The sequence below is a fragment of the Streptomyces sp. LaBMicrA B280 genome (genome assembly GCF_049222185.1).
GTDB lineage: Bacteria > Actinomycetota > Actinomycetes > Streptomycetales > Streptomycetaceae > Streptomyces > Streptomyces murinus.
In genome coordinates this window covers 217,996-232,835 of the sequence record NZ_JBMJCT010000003.1, presented here as the reverse complement: position 1 = coordinate 232,835, position 14,840 = coordinate 217,996, and the positions used below count along the sequence as shown (strand labels likewise).

General features: G+C 69.9%; 14 protein-coding genes. All 14 read left to right on the top strand.

Annotated elements, in window-relative coordinates; translation table 11 throughout:
* Nucleotide 1 precedes the first annotated feature (1 nt).
* The 14 genes from thrC to atpE all read left to right on the top strand — a co-directional run bounded on the left by thrC (nt 2) and on the right by atpE (nt 14,829).
* Nucleotides 2-1,060 (top strand): threonine synthase, encoded by a 1,059-nt coding sequence (gene thrC / locus ACLF5H_RS03445; protein WP_085566567.1) that lies wholly within the window; start codon nt 2-4, stop codon nt 1,058-1,060.
* A 268-nt stretch (nt 1,061-1,328) separates the two neighbouring features.
* Nucleotides 1,329-2,246, top strand: coding sequence for a homoserine kinase (gene thrB, locus ACLF5H_RS03440; protein ID WP_421674587.1), 918 nt, complete (start codon nt 1,329-1,331; stop codon nt 2,244-2,246).
* 404 nt (nt 2,247-2,650) lie between these two features.
* Nucleotides 2,651-4,687 (top strand): transcription termination factor Rho, encoded by a 2,037-nt coding sequence (gene rho, locus ACLF5H_RS03435; RefSeq protein WP_421674586.1) that lies wholly within the window; start codon nt 2,651-2,653, stop codon nt 4,685-4,687.
* Between the two features lie 320 nt (nt 4,688-5,007).
* Complete coding sequence (locus ACLF5H_RS03430) at nt 5,008-6,135, top strand: LCP family protein (protein ID WP_421674585.1); 1,128 nt, start codon at nt 5,008-5,010, stop codon at nt 6,133-6,135.
* A 163-nt stretch (nt 6,136-6,298) separates the two neighbouring features.
* Nucleotides 6,299-6,523 carry a 50S ribosomal protein L31 gene (rpmE, locus tag ACLF5H_RS03425; RefSeq protein ID WP_018571447.1) on the top strand — a complete coding sequence of 75 codons (225 nt, stop codon included), beginning with the start codon at nt 6,299-6,301 and terminating at the stop codon, nt 6,521-6,523.
* A 109-nt stretch (nt 6,524-6,632) separates the two neighbouring features.
* The gene (gene prfA, locus ACLF5H_RS03420; protein WP_421674584.1) at nt 6,633-7,700 is read left to right on the top strand and encodes a peptide chain release factor 1; all 1,068 of its coding nucleotides are present in this window, start codon (nt 6,633-6,635) and stop codon (nt 7,698-7,700) included.
* Nucleotides 7,701-7,737: 37 nt separating this feature from the next.
* Nucleotides 7,738-8,583, top strand: coding sequence for a peptide chain release factor N(5)-glutamine methyltransferase (prmC, locus tag ACLF5H_RS03415; RefSeq protein ID WP_136104418.1), 846 nt, complete (start codon nt 7,738-7,740; stop codon nt 8,581-8,583).
* 50 nt (nt 8,584-8,633) lie between these two features.
* Entirely contained in the window at nt 8,634-9,281 is a 648-nt protein-coding gene (locus tag ACLF5H_RS03410; protein WP_037656508.1) for an L-threonylcarbamoyladenylate synthase, read from the top strand.
* Complete coding sequence (locus ACLF5H_RS03405; protein WP_128791702.1) at nt 9,278-9,955, top strand: protein-tyrosine-phosphatase; 678 nt, start codon at nt 9,278-9,280, stop codon at nt 9,953-9,955. Before ACLF5H_RS03410 ends, ACLF5H_RS03405 begins: the two co-directional genes overlap by 4 nt.
* A gap of 85 nt (nt 9,956-10,040) precedes the next feature.
* Nucleotides 10,041-11,279: a serine hydroxymethyltransferase gene (gene glyA, locus ACLF5H_RS03400; protein WP_421674583.1), complete on the top strand. Its 1,239-nt coding sequence runs from the start codon at nt 10,041-10,043 to the stop codon at nt 11,277-11,279.
* A 129-nt stretch (nt 11,280-11,408) separates the two neighbouring features.
* The gene (locus ACLF5H_RS03395; RefSeq protein ID WP_421674582.1) at nt 11,409-12,734 is read left to right on the top strand and encodes an MraY family glycosyltransferase; all 1,326 of its coding nucleotides are present in this window, start codon (nt 11,409-11,411) and stop codon (nt 12,732-12,734) included.
* A gap of 301 nt (nt 12,735-13,035) precedes the next feature.
* Nucleotides 13,036-13,476, top strand: coding sequence for a hypothetical protein (locus tag ACLF5H_RS03390; protein ID WP_421674581.1), 441 nt, complete (start codon nt 13,036-13,038; stop codon nt 13,474-13,476).
* A gap of 210 nt (nt 13,477-13,686) precedes the next feature.
* The gene (atpB, locus tag ACLF5H_RS03385) at nt 13,687-14,526 is read left to right on the top strand and encodes a F0F1 ATP synthase subunit A (RefSeq protein ID WP_421674580.1); all 840 of its coding nucleotides are present in this window, start codon (nt 13,687-13,689) and stop codon (nt 14,524-14,526) included.
* Between the two features lie 75 nt (nt 14,527-14,601).
* Entirely contained in the window at nt 14,602-14,829 is a 228-nt protein-coding gene (gene atpE / locus ACLF5H_RS03380) for an ATP synthase F0 subunit C (RefSeq protein WP_037656501.1), read from the top strand.
* Nucleotides 14,830-14,840 lie beyond the last annotated feature (11 nt).

The window sequence follows — 14,840 nt, the reverse complement described above, 5'->3', positions numbered from 1 at the left end:
AATGACCCACCAGTGGCGCGGAATCATCGAGGAGTACCGGGACCGGCTGCCGGTTTCCGACACCACGCCGGTCGTGACGCTCCGTGAGGGCGGCACGCCCCTCGTGCCCGCGCAGGTGCTCTCCGAGCGCACCGGCTGCGAGGTCCACCTCAAGGTGGAGGGCGCGAACCCCACGGGGTCCTTCAAGGACCGCGGCATGACGATGGCCATCTCCAAGGCGAAGGAGGAGGGGGCCAAGGCCGTCATCTGCGCGTCCACCGGCAACACCTCCGCCTCCGCCGCGGCGTACGCCGTGCGCGCCGGCATGGTCTCGGCCGTGCTCGTGCCGCAGGGCAAGATCGCGCTCGGCAAGATGGGCCAGGCCCTGGTGCACGGCGCGAAGATCCTCCAGGTCGACGGAAACTTCGACGACTGCCTCACCCTCGCCCGCTCGCTGAGCGAGAACTACCCGGTGGCGCTGGTCAATTCGGTCAACCCGGTGCGGATCGAGGGCCAGAAGACGGCCGCCTTCGAGATCGTGGACATGCTCGGCGACGCGCCCGACATCCATGTCCTGCCGGTCGGTAACGCGGGCAACATCACGGCGTACTGGAAGGGCTACCAGGAGTACGCCGCCGACAAGATCGCCACCCGGACGCCCCGCATGTGGGGGTTCCAGGCCGCGGGCAGCGCCCCGATCGTGCGCGGCGAGGTCGTCAAGGACCCGTCGACCATCGCCACCGCCATCCGGATCGGCAACCCGGCCTCCTGGCAGTACGCCCTGGCGGCCCGGGACGAGTCCGGCGGCGCCATCGACGAGGTGACGGACCGTGAAATCCTGCGCGCCTACCGGCTGTTGGCCGCGCAGGAGGGCGTCTTCGTGGAGCCCGCCTCCGCCGCCTCCGTCGCCGGTCTGCTCAAGGCCGCCGAACAGGGCAAGGTCGACCCGGGCCAGCGCATCGTCTGCACCGTCACCGGCAACGGCCTGAAGGACCCCGACTGGGCCGTCGCCGGGGCGCCGCAGCCGGTCACCGTCCCGGTCGACGCGGCCACCGCGGCCGAGCGCCTCGGCCTCGCCTGAGGCACAGCGACAGCGACAGGGCCTGAGGGGGTCTTCCGGATCCCTGTCAGGCCCTGTCAGGGTGCACAAGGGGCTTACGACACGCATCGTGCGCCTCCTGTGCGCCCTATGTCGCTACTGAACCTTCCTTCGATACGCTGTACCGAACCCGCTCGTTGCATATGCACTGCGCATAGGGGCAACGCCGCGCCGTCTGCGCGGCCGAGGGTCTCCACGTACGTATCGAATGTCTTTGACAGTCACGCAGCTCAAGGAGAGTCTTCGAGCGATGGCCGGTCCAGCCTTCCGTGCCGCCGCCGTCCGGGTGCGCACCCCCGCCACCAGCGCCAATCTCGGTCCGGGCTTCGACGCCCTGGGCCTCGCGCTGGGGCTCTACGACGACGTCGTCGTCCGGGTGGCCGACTCCGGGCTGCACATCGACATCGCGGGTGAGGGCAGCGAGAACCTGCCGCGCGACGAGCGCCACCTCCTCGTCCGCTCCCTGCGCACCGCCTTCGACCTGCTGGGCGGCCAGCCCCGGGGCCTGGAGATCGTCTGCGCCAACCGCATCCCGCACGGCCGGGGGCTCGGCTCCTCCTCCGCCGCCATCTGCGCCGGCATCGTGGCCGCCCGCGCCGTGACCATAGGCGGCGAGGCCCGTCTGGACGACGCGGCCCTGCTGGCGCTGGCCACCGAGATCGAGGGTCACCCCGACAATGTGGCCGCCTGCCTGCTCGGCGGATTCACCTTGTCCTGGATGGAATCCGGCGCGGCCCGCGCGATCAGAATGGACCCCGACGATTCCATCGTTCCGGTGGTTTTCGTGCCCGGAAAGCCGGTCCTGACGGAAACCGCCCGCGGACTGCTGCCGCGCGCCGTGCCGCATGTCGACGCCGCCGCCAACGCGGGCCGTGCCGCCCTGCTCGTCGAGGCCCTCACCCGGCGCCCCGAACTGCTGCTGCCCGCCACCGAGGACCGCCTCCACCAGGAGTACCGCGCCCCGGCCATGCCGGAGAGCGCCGCACTGGTGGAACGGCTGCGGGCGGACGGTATCCCGGCCGTCATCTCCGGTGCCGGACCCACCGTCATGGCCCTGACCGACGCCGGTACCGCCGACAAGGTCTCCCACCTCGCCGGTGAGGGCTGGGCCGCCAACCGGCTGGACCTGGATATGCGGGGAGCGAGCGTGCTGCCGCTTGCGCCCTGACACACGGTTGCCGGATTTGGAGAGGGGGAATGTTTGTTGGATCCGGTAGTGTTAATCTCAAGTCTGCACCCGACCCCACCATGGCGAGGTGCCACGTGTCCCCGTCCGGGACAGACATTCTTCCGGGAGCCCCCGACGCCACTCCGTGTTCCGCGCGCCGTACCTGGGCAGTACGTCGTCCGCGAGCACTGAGCCGGCCGCAGGGCATGCTCCGGAACAGGTGCTTCCACGCCACGTGACACCGGGTGTCACGGCTCGCGGAAGCGCCGTCACCGCACATTTCTCTTCCGCCGCGTTGGCGGACCACCGCCCCGGCACGGTTCACGAAGACAGGACCGTAGTCGGACAGCACAACCGGTCGCCGAGCCAGACAGGCCGACGTCCGCTCCAGGGAAGGACCCTTCGTGAGCGACACCACCGATCTGATGGGCGCACGTGTCGAGGAGACCGCTGCCGCGCCCGCCACGGACGCCTCCGCGCCTGCCACCGGTGCCGGCTCCCGGCGGCGCCGGGGTACCGGCCTTGAGGGCATGGTGCTGGCCGAGCTGCAGCAGGTCGCCTCGGGCCTCGGTATCAGGGGCACGGCGCGGATGCGCAAGAGCCAGCTGATCGAGGTCATCAAGGAGGCGCAGGCCCAGGGCAGTGCCCCCAAGGCCGAGGCCGCCACCGAGACCAAGCCGAAGCGCCGGGCCACCTCCAAGGCCCGCACCGGCGAGAGCGCGGACGGCGCGCAGAAGGCCGCCAAGTCCGAGGCGCCCGCCGAGAAGGCGCAGCAGCAGATCGAGATTCCCGGCCAGCCCGCCAGCGAGGACGCGCCGGCCGAACGCCGTCGTCGTCGTGCCACCGCCGAGGCCGGCAGCCCCGCCGCAGGCGGTGCCGAGACGGCCGCCGCCGAGGCGAAGACCGAGGCCCGTACCGACGCGAAGAGCGAGTCCAAGGCCGACGCGTCCGCCCAGCAGCCGCAGCAGCAGGGCGAGTCCGCGAAGAACGACGCCGGTGACGGTGAGGGCCGTGGCCGCCGCGACCGCCGTGAGCGCGGCCGTGACCGCGGTGAGCGGGGCGACCGCACCGAGCGCGGTGACCGTGGCGAGCGCGGCGACCGCGGCGACCGCCGTAACAAGGGCGACGACCAGCAGGGCGGCCAGCGTCAGCAGCAGGGCCAGCAGGGCGGCCGCCAGGACCGGCAGCAGCAGGACGACGACGACTTCGAGGGCGGCCGCCGCGGCCGGCGCGGTCGCTACCGCGACCGTCGTGGCCGTCGTGGCCGCGACGAGATCGCCGAGCCGCAGGTCGCCGAGGACGACGTCCTGATCCCCGTCGCGGGCATCCTGGACATCCTCGACAACTACGCCTTCATCCGGACCTCCGGCTACCTGCCGGGCCCGAACGACGTGTACGTCTCCCTCGCCCAGGTCCGCAAGAACGGTCTGCGCAAGGGTGACCACCTCACCGGTGCGGTCCGTCAGCCGAAGGACGGTGAGCGCCGCGAGAAGTTCAACGCGCTCGTCCGCCTCGACTCCGTCAACGGCATGGCGCCCGAACACGGCCGCGGCCGCCCGGAGTTCAACAAGCTGACGCCGCTGTACCCGCAGGACCGCCTCCGCCTGGAGACGGACCCGGGCGTGCTGACGACCCGGATCATCGACCTCGTGTCGCCGATCGGCAAGGGCCAGCGCGGTCTGATCGTGGCCCCGCCGAAGACCGGCAAGACCATGATCATGCAGGCGATCGCCAACGCGATCACGCACAACAACCCCGAGTGCCACCTGATGGTCGTCCTGGTCGACGAGCGTCCGGAAGAGGTCACCGACATGCAGCGGTCGGTCAAGGGCGAGGTCATCTCCTCGACCTTCGACCGCCCGGCCGAGGACCACACCACGGTCGCCGAGCTGGCCATCGAGCGCGCCAAGCGCCTCGTGGAGCTGGGCCACGACGTGGTCGTGCTGCTCGACTCCATCACGCGTCTGGGCCGCGCCTACAACCTGGCGGCGCCGGCCTCCGGCCGCATCCTGTCCGGTGGTGTCGACTCGACCGCGCTGTACCCGCCGAAGCGCTTCTTCGGCGCCGCGCGCAACATCGAGGACGGCGGCTCGCTCACCATCCTGGCGACGGCGCTCGTGGACACCGGCTCCCGCATGGACGAGGTGATCTTCGAGGAGTTCAAGGGCACCGGCAACATGGAGCTCAAGCTCGACCGCAAGCTCGCCGACAAGCGCATCTTCCCCGCGGTGGACGTGGACGCGTCCGGTACCCGTAAGGAAGAGATCCTGCTGGGCGCCGAGGAGCTGGGCATCGTCTGGAAGCTGCGCCGGGTGCTGCACGCCCTGGACCAGCAGCAGGCGATCGAGCTGCTGCTGGACAAGATGAAGCAGACCAAGTCGAACGTCGAGTTCCTGATGCAGATCCAGAAGACGACGCCGACCCCCGGCAACGGCGACTGAGTCTCCGGAACCAGCTGACAGAGGCCGTCCCTCCGGGGGCGGCCTCTCGTCGTGTACGAAGCGAGACCTTTGCCACAAGGGTCACGTTCCGCACCCGGTCGGAAACATACGACAACCGGCGACAAAGCCCCAGGTGAGCGCCGTACTCCCGGCCCAGCCCGCTACACACAGTGCCCATCGCCCCACGCGGTGGGCACTCTGCGTCGTGCAACGCTGTCCCGAGTTTCTCCGTCCTACCGCGCGGAGGGACGATGGAGCGGTGATGACCGCGCCTGACCCTGACCGCAGGGGGTAACCGATCGACGAGACCTAGGAGTGCCGTGTCCGCCGAGAGCATGCCGGAACCGATACCCCAGCCCGGCGCCCAGGAGCCCGGCCGAGGAGGCCGGGGACGGCGCCGCAAGCCCCGCAGCACCGGCCGCAAGGCCCTGCTCGCGACGGCCTGGACGGCCGCGGGCGTGCTGGTGCTCGGCGGCGCCGGAGCCGGATACCTGTACTTCAAGCTCAACGGCAACCTGCACAGCGTCGACATCAACCAGGTCCTCGGCAAGGACCGGCCCACGAAGATCGACAACGGCTCCGAGAACATCCTGGTTCTCGGCTCCGACACCCGCACCGGCTCCAACAAGAAGCTCGGCGGCGGCACGGACGACGGCAGCGCCCGCTCCGACACCGCGATGATCGTGCACGTCTACGAGGGCCACAAGAAGGCCAGCGTGGTCTCCATCCCCCGGGACACCCTGGTGGACCGCCCCGCCTGCACCGACACCAAGGGCGTGACGCACCCGGCCGCGAGTGCCGTGATGTTCAACGAGGCGTACTCCACCGGCGGCGCGGCCTGCGCCGTGAAGTCCGTCGAGGCCCTCACCGGCATCCGCATGGACCACTACCTGGAGGTCGACTTCGCGGGCTTCCAGAAGCTCATCGACGACCTCGGCGGCGTCCCGGTCACCACGACCAGGGCCATCGCCGACCCGCAGAGCCACCTGGACCTCAGGGCCGGCACACACACCCTGGACGGACAGCAGGCCCTCGGCCTGGTCCGCACCCGGCACGGCGTCGGCGACGGCTCCGACCTCGGCCGCATCCAGCTCCAGCAGGCCTTCGTCAAGGCACTGCTCGGCCAGGTCAAGAACGTCGGCGTCTTCAGCGACCCCAAGAAGCTGTACGACCTCGCAGACACCGCCACCAAGGCCGTCACCACCGACTCCGACCTCGGCTCGGTCAACTCCCTCGTCGACTTCGCCGACGGCCTCAAGGGCATCGACGCCCGGCACATGACGATGGTCACCATGCCCGTCCAGTACGACCCGGCCAACCCCAACCGCGTGCTGCTGGAGAAGTCGAAGGCCCGGCTGGTGTGGGACGCGCTGAAGAACGACCGCCCGATCCCGAAGTCGGCCAAGGGCGCGGCCACGGGCGAGGCCGGCGGCGTGGTGAGCGGCTGACGGACGGCCGCCGGACCGCCGCCGGACCGCCTGGGAATAGAACAACCGCACCCCCGGTTTGGGGGGATGGCCCCAGTCCTGGCAGACTGGTACGTCGGCCCCGGTTCACGTCCCCGCAGCCCGCGGCGGCGACCCGGAGCCCTCCCGAAACCTAGGAGAAACCTTGAAGCGCGACATCCACCCCGAGTACGTCGAGACGCAGGTCAGCTGCACCTGTGGCGCGTCGTTCACCACGCGGAGCACCATCGACTCCGGCACCATCCGTGCCGAGGTCTGCTCCGAGTGCCACCCGTTCTACACGGGCAAGCAGAAGATCCTCGACACCGGTGGCCGTGTGGCCCGCTTCGAGGCCCGCTTCGGCAAGGCTGCCGCCGGCTCCAAGAAGTAGCGAGCCCCCATTCGCCGGTCCACGGCCGTACGTCCGCGAGGGCGTGCGTCCGGGACCGGCGTTTTTGGTCGCCCGCCCCTTCCCTTCATCGCAGTACAGGAGCCGAAAGATGTTCGAGGCAGTCGAGGAACTCGTCACCGAGCACGCCGACCTCGAGACGAAGCTCGCCGACCCGTCGGTCCACGCCGACCAGGCGAACGCGCGCAAGCTGAACAAGCGCTATGCCGAGCTGACCCCGATCGTCGGCACGTACGGCTCCTGGAAGCAGGCCGGTGACGACATCGAGACCGCGCGCGAGCTGGCCGCCGACGACCCGGACTTCGCCGCCGAGGTCAAGGAGCTGGAGCAGCAGCGCGAGGAGCTGACCGAGAAGCTGCGCCTGCTGCTCGTCCCGCGTGACCCGAGTGACGAGAAGGACGTCATTCTGGAGATCAAGGCGGGCGCGGGCGGCGACGAGTCGGCGCTGTTCGCCGGCGACCTGCTGCGCATGTATCTGCGCTACGCGGAGCGCGTCGGCTGGAAGACCGAGATCATCGACGCCACCGAGTCCGAGCTGGGCGGCTACAAGGACGTCCAGGTCGCGGTGAAGACCCGCGGGCAGACCGAGCCCGGCCAGGGCGTGTGGGCGCGGCTGAAGTACGAGGGCGGCGTGCACCGCGTGCAGCGGGTGCCGGCCACCGAGTCCCAGGGCCGTATCCACACCTCCGCGGCCGGTGTCCTCGTCACCCCCGAGGCCGAGGAGGTGGACGTGGAGATCAACCCGAACGACCTCCGCATCGACGTCTACCGCTCCTCCGGCCCCGGCGGCCAGTCCGTCAACACCACGGACTCCGCGGTGCGCATCACCCACCTGCCCACGGGTGTCGTCGCCTCCTGCCAGAACGAGAAGAGCCAGCTCCAGAACAAGGAGCAGGCCCTGCGTATCCTGCGCTCCAGGCTGCTCGCCGCGGCCCAGGAGGAGGCGGAGCGGGAGGCCGCGGACGCCCGCCGCAGCCAGGTCCGCACCGTGGACCGCTCCGAGAAGATCCGTACGTACAACTTCCCGGAGAACCGCATCTCCGACCACCGTGTCGGCTTCAAGGCGTACAACCTGGACCAGGTCCTGGACGGCGAACTCGACGCGGTCATCCAGGCCTGCGTCGACGCCGACTCCGCGGCGAAGCTCGCGGCCGCGTAAGGAACCACGAGGACTTGCAGACTTCCGGAGGACTTGCGTGAACCTGCTGCTATCGGAGGTGGCCCAGGCCACCCAGCGGCTGGCCGACGCCGGCGTGCCCTCGCCGCGCACCGACGCGGAGGAGCTCGCCGCGTTCGTGCACGGCGTCAAGCGCGGCGAACTGCACTCCGTGAAGGACGCGGACTTCGACGCCCGGTACTGGGAGGTCATCGCCCGGCGTGAGCAGCGCGAGCCGCTCCAGCACATCACCGGGCGGGCCTACTTCCGCTACCTGGAACTCCAGGTCGGGCCCGGCGTGTTCGTGCCCCGGCCGGAGACCGAGTCGGTGGTCGGCTGGGCCATAGACGCGGTGCGCGCCATGGACGTGGTCGAGCCGTGCATCGTCGATCTGTGCACCGGCTCCGGGGCCATCGCGCTCGCCCTCGCCCAGGAGGTGCCGCGCTCCCGGGTGCACGCCGTGGAGCTGTCCGAGGACGCGCTGCGCTGGACCCGTAAGAACGTCGAGGGGTCCAGGGTCGACCTGCGCCAGGGTGACGCCCTGTCCGCGTTCCCCGACCTGGACGGCCAGGTCGACCTGGTCATCTCCAACCCGCCGTACATCCCGCTCACCGAATGGGAGTACGTCGCCCCCGAAGCCCGCGACTACGACCCCGAACTCGCGTTGTTCTCGGGGGAGGACGGGCTCGACCTGATCCGCGGCATCGAGCGCACCGCGCACCGGCTGCTGCGGCCCGGCGGGGTCGTCGTCATCGAGCACGCCGACACCCAGGGCGGACAGGTGCCGTGGATCTTCACCGAGGAGCGGGGCTGGGCCGACGCGGCCGATCACCCCGACCTCAACAACCGGCCGCGGTTCGCCACCGCCCGCAAGGCGCTGCCGTGAGCAGCACCGAGACTTCAACCCCGCAGTTTGTGTACGAGGAGGCCCGTTAAATGGCACGGCGATACGACACCAACGACGCGACCGACCGTGCGACGGGTCTGCGCGAAGCCGCGTCCGCCGTCCGCCGGGGCGAGCTGGTGGTGCTGCCGACCGACACGGTCTACGGCATCGGCGCCGACGCGTTCTCCTCCGAGGCCGTCGCCGATCTGCTCGCCGCCAAGGGCCGGGGCCGCAACATGCCCACCCCCGTGCTCATCGGCTCCCCGAACACCCTGCACGGCCTGGTCACGAACTTCTCCGAGATGGCCTGGGAACTGGTCGACGCGTTCTGGCCGGGCGCCCTGACGCTGGTCGCCAAGCACCAGCCGTCCCTCCAGTGGGACCTCGGCGACACCCGGGGCACGGTCGCCGTGCGCATGCCGCTGCACCCGGTCGCCATCGAGCTGCTCACCGAGGTCGGTCCGATGGCCGTCTCCTCCGCCAACCTCACCGGACACCCGTCGCCGGAGACCTGTGACGCCGCGCAGGACATGCTCGGCGACTCCGTCTCCGTCTACCTCGACGGCGGCCCGACCCCGGGCATCGTGCCCTCGTCCATCGTGGACGTCTCCCGCGACGTGCCGGTGCTGCTGCGCGAGGGCGCCATCTCGGCGGACGAGCTGCGCAAGGTCGTACCCGACCTTGAGGTGGCGAATTGACGGCCCCTGCAGCGGGGCGTGGCATAGGCATCGGGGAGCGCCTCGCGGAGGAGACGACGACGTTCGGGTTTCCGCGCGACACCTTCCGCATCCTCCACGTCAGTACCGGCAATGTGTGCCGCTCGCCCATCACCGAGCGGCTGACCCGGCATTTCGTCGCCGAGCGCCTCGGTGTGCTCGGCGGCGGGCTGATCGTGGAGAGCGCGGGCACCTGGGGCCATGAGGGCGCGCCCATGGAGGCCAACGCGGAGACCGTGCTGGCCGAGTTCGGCGCGGACGCCTCCGGCTTCATGGGCCGGGAACTGCTCGACGAACACGTCATCCGGGCCGACCTGGTCCTGACCGCGACCCGCGACCACCGAGCCCAGGTCATCTCCATGGGCCATTCGGCGGGCCTGCGCACGTTCACCCTCAAGGAGTTCACGCGCCTGGTCCGCGCGATCGACCCCGCGACGCTGCCGCCGCTGGAGGAGGGCCTCGTCATGCGCGCCCGCGCCCTGGTCCGGGCCGCCGCCGCCCTGCGCGGCTGGCTCCTGGCCCCCACGGCCGAGGCGGACGAGGTCTACGACCCCTACGGCGCGCCCCTGCCGTTCTTCCGCTCCATCGGCGACGAGATACGGGACGCGCTGGACCCGGTGGTGACGGCGCTGACGGGCGTGCCCGCGCGGATGTAGCGGCGGCGCACCGCCGACACCGGGCGCCGTACCCCACCGCGACCTACATTGGGGATACGTCACCGTCGACCGCCCGGAGTCCGTCATGTCGGTCAGCACCCTGCACGAGGCCGATGTCCTGCGGGAGCAGGATCCCGAGGTGGCCGAGATCCTGCTGGCGGAGCTGCGCCGGCAGTCGACGTCGCTCCAGCTGATCGCGGCGGAGAACTTCACCTCCCGCGCGGTGCTCGCCGCCCTCGGCTCTCCGCTGGCGAACAAGTACGCCGAGGGCTACCCCGGCGCCCGCCACCACGGCGGCTGCGAGATCGTGGACATGGCCGAGCGGCTGGCCGTGCGGCGGGCCTGCGCGCTGTTCGGGGCCCGGCACGCGAACGTACAGGCCCACTCCGGCTCCTCCGCCGTCCTCGCCGCGTACGCCGCCCTGCTGCGCCCCGGCGACACCGTCCTCGCCCTCGGCCTGCCGTACGGCGGTCACCTCACCCATGGCTCCCCGGCCAACTTCTCCGGCCGCTGGTTCGACTTCGTCGGCTACGGCGTCGACGCGGAGACCGGGCTGATCGACCACGACCAGGTACGCCACCTGGCCCGCAACCACCGCCCCAAGGCGATCGTGTGCGGCTCCATCGCCTACCCCCGGCACCTCGACTACGCCTTCTTCCGCGAGGTCGCCGACGAGGTCGGCGCCTATCTGATCGCGGACGCCGCCCACCCCATCGGCCTGGTCGCGGGCGGCGCCGCCCCGAACCCGGTGCCGTACGCCGACATCGTCTGCGCGACCACGCACAAGGTGCTGCGCGGCCCCCGCGGCGGCATGATCCTGTGCGGCGCCGAGCTGGCCGAGCGGGTGGACCGGGCGGTGTTCCCGTTCACCCAGGGCGGGGCGCAGATGCACACCGTCGCCGCCAAGGCCGTCGCGTTCGGCGAGGCCGCGACCCCGGCGTTCGCCACGTACGCGCACCAGGTCGTCGCCAACGCCCGCACCCTGGCCGGGCATCTCGCCGAGGAGGGGCTCACCGTCACCACCGGCGGCACGGACACCCATCTGATCACCGCCGACCCGGCGCCGCTCGGCGTGGACGGCCGCACCGCCCGCGGCCGGCTCGCCGCCGCCGGGATCGTCCTGGACTGCTGCGCGCTGCCGGGCGCCGCCGGCCGGGGCCTGCGCCTGGGAACGGCCGCGGTGACCACCCAGGGCATGGGCGAGCCGGAGATGGAGCGGATCGCGAAACTGCTCGCCGCGGTGGTGCGCGGGCACCCGGAACCGGCCGGGGCGCGGGCGGAGGCACGGGAGCTGACCGGCGCGTTCCCGCCGTATCCGGGCTGACCGGAAGCGGGCGCGGCGAGTCTCACAGCATGGTCTGCAACCATCCTGGCTACCCGTAAGTCCTCAGACGTATACGCCCGCCGCTAGGCTGTGGGGCTGTGATGGCCAGCGAGACCTGTGGGGAAGCCCGTGCGTGAATACCTGCTGACGCTCTGCATCACGGCCGCGGTGACGTACCTGCTGACGGGGCCGGTGCGGAAGTTCGCGATCGTGGCGGGGGCGATGCCGGAGATCCGGGCCCGGGACGTGCACCGGGAACCCACTCCGCGCCTCGGCGGGATCGCGATGTTCTTCGGACTGTGCGCTGGCCTGCTGGTCGCCGACCACCTGTCCAGCCTGAACTGGGTGTTCGAGAAGTCCAACGAGCCGCGGGCGCTGCTCTCCGGCGCCGCCCTGATCTGGCTGATCGGCGTCCTGGACGACAAGTTCGAGATCGACGCCCTGATCAAGCTCGGCGGCCAGATGATCGCCGCCGGCGTCATGGTGATGCAGGGTCTGACGATCCTGTGGCTGCCCATCCCCGGCGTCGGCAATGTGGCGCTGACCCAGTGGCAGGGCACGCTGCTGACCGTGGCGCTCGTCGTCATCACGATCAACGCGGTGAACTTCGTGGACGGCCTCGACGGCCTCGCGGCCGGCATGGTGTGCATCGCGACGGTGGCGTTCTTCCTGTACGCGTATCGCGTCTGGGTGTCGTACGGCATCGAGGCCGCCGCCCCCGCCACCCTGTTCGCGTCGATCCTGATGGGCATGTGCCTGGGCTTCCTGCCGCACAACATGCACCCGGCGCGCATCTTCATGGGCGACTCCGGCTCCATGCTGATCGGCCTGGTGCTGGCCGCGGGCGCCATCTCGATCACGGGTCAGGTGGACCCGGACGTGATGAACCTGTTCTCCGGTTCCGAGCGCGCCACCGTGCACCAGATGGTGCCGGTCTACATCCCGCTGCTGATGCCGCTGACGATCATCGCGATCCCCGCCGCCGACCTGGTGCTGGCCATCGTGCGCCGCACCTGGCGCGGTCAGTCGCCGTTCGCCGCGGACCGCGGGCATCTGCACCACCGACTGCTGGAGATCGGCCACTCGCACAGCCGCGCGGTGCTGATCATGTACTTCTGGTCGGCGCTGATCGCCTTCGGCGCGCTGGCCTACTCGGTCAACTCGGCGTCGATGTGGATCGTGCTCGGCGTCGTCTTCCTCAGCGCCGTGGGCCTCGTCCTGCTGCTCCTGCCGCGCTTCACGCCGCGGGTGCCGGTGTGGGCCCAGCGCTTCGTGCCGCCGCGCTACCGGCGCCGACGGGCGGCCGCGGCGGCGGAACTCGCCATGGAGGCGGCCGCGGCGGACGGTCCGGAGGAGCCGGAGACCGATGAGCGCGCGCCCGTCACGGCCGGTGTGTCCGGCGTCAACGGGGCGACCGCAATCGGCACTCGTGGGCGTTTTCCTGACCGTTCCTGAGACGGGCAAGGTAAGAATCTGACTAGAGCATTGCCAAGTCGTGGGGGAGCAAAGGTCCCTAATACCAGACAAAGCGGCTCGGTTTCTGATCAGACGTGCAGAGTCACTCTCATGTGTGACAGCAAGCACACCTACCAGGTAAAGACCTCATCAAATAGTTTGTGATACTGTTCACGAGAACCCGGGATAGAGCCGACGGACCGTAGTGCGACGGCCCATTGGTGTGAGATCTCGATCGCTCGGCCCGGGACTACGCTCGTCCATGACGACACCTGCCCCCTGTGAAAGCGGAGTTGCCGCCATGCCGTCTTCTGACGCCCGGATCCTTGCCCAAGTCGCCGTACCCACGGCTGCCGTCGGCGCGCTTGCCGCCGTCGTCAGCGGTGTGGTCGCGGGCGGCAAGGGAGCGATCGGGGCAGTCGTCGCGACGGTGGTCGTGGTCCTGTTCATGGGGCTCGGTCTCTACGTACTCCAGCGCACCGCCACATCATTTCCGCAGCTGTTCCAGATGATGGGCCTGATGCTCTACGCGGCCCAGCTGCTGCTGATGGTCATCTTCGTCGCCCTGTTCAAGAACACCACGCTTTTCAACCCGCGCGCCTTCGCCATCACGCTTGTGGTCGCCACCCTCGTGTGGATCAGCGCACAGACGCGTGCGCACATGAAGGCCAAGACCCTCTACGTCGATCCGGACTCCTCGTCCTCGGGTGACAAGCCCGAAAAGACAGGGCGTTCGTCGTGAGAGGTAGGGCCGGGATAAAGGCGCAGCACGCATGCTGCTATCGTCCGGTGCCAACTGCGGCATCGCGGGCGCGGGCATCTGAGCTGACGCCTGTTCGATCGCGAGGCGAGATGCCCCCCAGCCGCCCCCACATCCGTCACACCAGTCCCGTGCCGACCCGCGGCCGCACGCCGCGCCGACACAACGAGGTTGCCGTACCTATGCGCCACGATGAAGGAGCCCGCGGTGAGTGCTGATCCGACGCAGACGCTCGCTTTCGACTCGAGCTGCCACCTGTTCAGCGGGTGCGGCTTCGGGACCGTCGCTCCGGGCCTGCATTCGTTCCTCTTCGAGCCGATCTGGGGGAACACGAACGGCCTGTACTTCAACAAGCCGATGCTCCTCGCCCTGCTCGGCTCCATCATCGTCGTGGGCTTCTTCTGGGCCGCCTTCGGCAGGGCCAAGGTCATCCCGGGCAAGCTCCAGATGGTCGGCGAGGCCGGTTACGACTTCGTGCGCCGCGGTGTCGTCTACGAGACCATCGGCAAGAAGGAAGGAGAGAAGTACGTACCTCTGATCGTCTCTCTCTTCTTCTTCGTCTGGATGATGAACATCTGGTCGATCATCCCGGTCGCCCAGTTCCCGGTGACGGCGATCATCGCCTACCCGGCGGCGCTGGCCGCGATCGTCTACGTCCTGTGGGTCTCGCTGACCTTCAAGCGACACGGATTCGTCGGCGCGTTCAAGAACTTCACGGGCTACGACAAGTCGCTCGGCGCGGTGCTGCCGCTGGCCATGGTCATCGAGTTGTTCTCGAACCTGCTGGTCCGCCCCTTCACCCACGCCGTCCGACTGTTCGCGAACATGTTCGCCGGGCACACGCTGATCGTGCTCTTCACGATCGCCAGCTGGTACATGCTGAACGGCATCGGTATCGCCTACGCCGGCGTCTCGTTCGTGATGACGATCGTCATGACCGCCTTCGAGCTGTTCATCCAGGCCGTCCAGGCATACGTCTTCGTCCTGCTGACCTGCTCCTACATCCAGGGCGCGCTCGCCGAGCACCACTGAGCCACTCCGCCCCGAAACCCCTGGTCGTCCGGTGGCCAACCCCCCACCGGTCCGTAAAGAAAAGGAAGAACTGGCATGTCCCAGACCCTTGCCGCTGTCACTGGTTCGCTCAGCTCCGTCGGTTACGGCCTTTCGGCCATCGGCCCCGGCGTCGGCGTCGGCATCATCTTCGGTAACGGCACGCAGGCCCTCGCGCGTCAGCCCGAGGCTGCGGGCCTGATCCGCTCCAACCAGATCCTCGGCTTCGCGTTCTGTGAGGCGCTGGCCCTCATCGGCCTCGTCATGCCGTTCGTCTACTCCTGAGTCGAACGACA

Excerpts from the sequence above, each read along its gene's own strand:
- thrC (WP_085566567.1), top strand. The coding sequence starts at position 2 with ATGACCCACCAGTGGCGCGGAATCATCGAGGAGTACCGGGACCGGCTG.
- thrB (WP_421674587.1), top strand. The coding sequence starts at position 1,329 with ATGGCCGGTCCAGCCTTCCGTGCCGCCGCCGTCCGGGTGCGCACCCCC.
- prfA (WP_421674584.1), top strand. The coding sequence starts at position 6,633 with ATGTTCGAGGCAGTCGAGGAACTCGTCACCGAGCACGCCGACCTCGAG.
- ACLF5H_RS03410 (WP_037656508.1), top strand. The coding sequence starts at position 8,634 with ATGGCACGGCGATACGACACCAACGACGCGACCGACCGTGCGACGGGT.
- glyA (WP_421674583.1), top strand. The coding sequence starts at position 10,041 with ATGTCGGTCAGCACCCTGCACGAGGCCGATGTCCTGCGGGAGCAGGAT.
- ACLF5H_RS03390 (WP_421674581.1), top strand. The coding sequence starts at position 13,036 with ATGCCGTCTTCTGACGCCCGGATCCTTGCCCAAGTCGCCGTACCCACG.
- atpB (WP_421674580.1), top strand. The coding sequence starts at position 13,687 with ATGAAGGAGCCCGCGGTGAGTGCTGATCCGACGCAGACGCTCGCTTTC.
- atpE (WP_037656501.1), top strand. The coding sequence starts at position 14,602 with ATGTCCCAGACCCTTGCCGCTGTCACTGGTTCGCTCAGCTCCGTCGGT.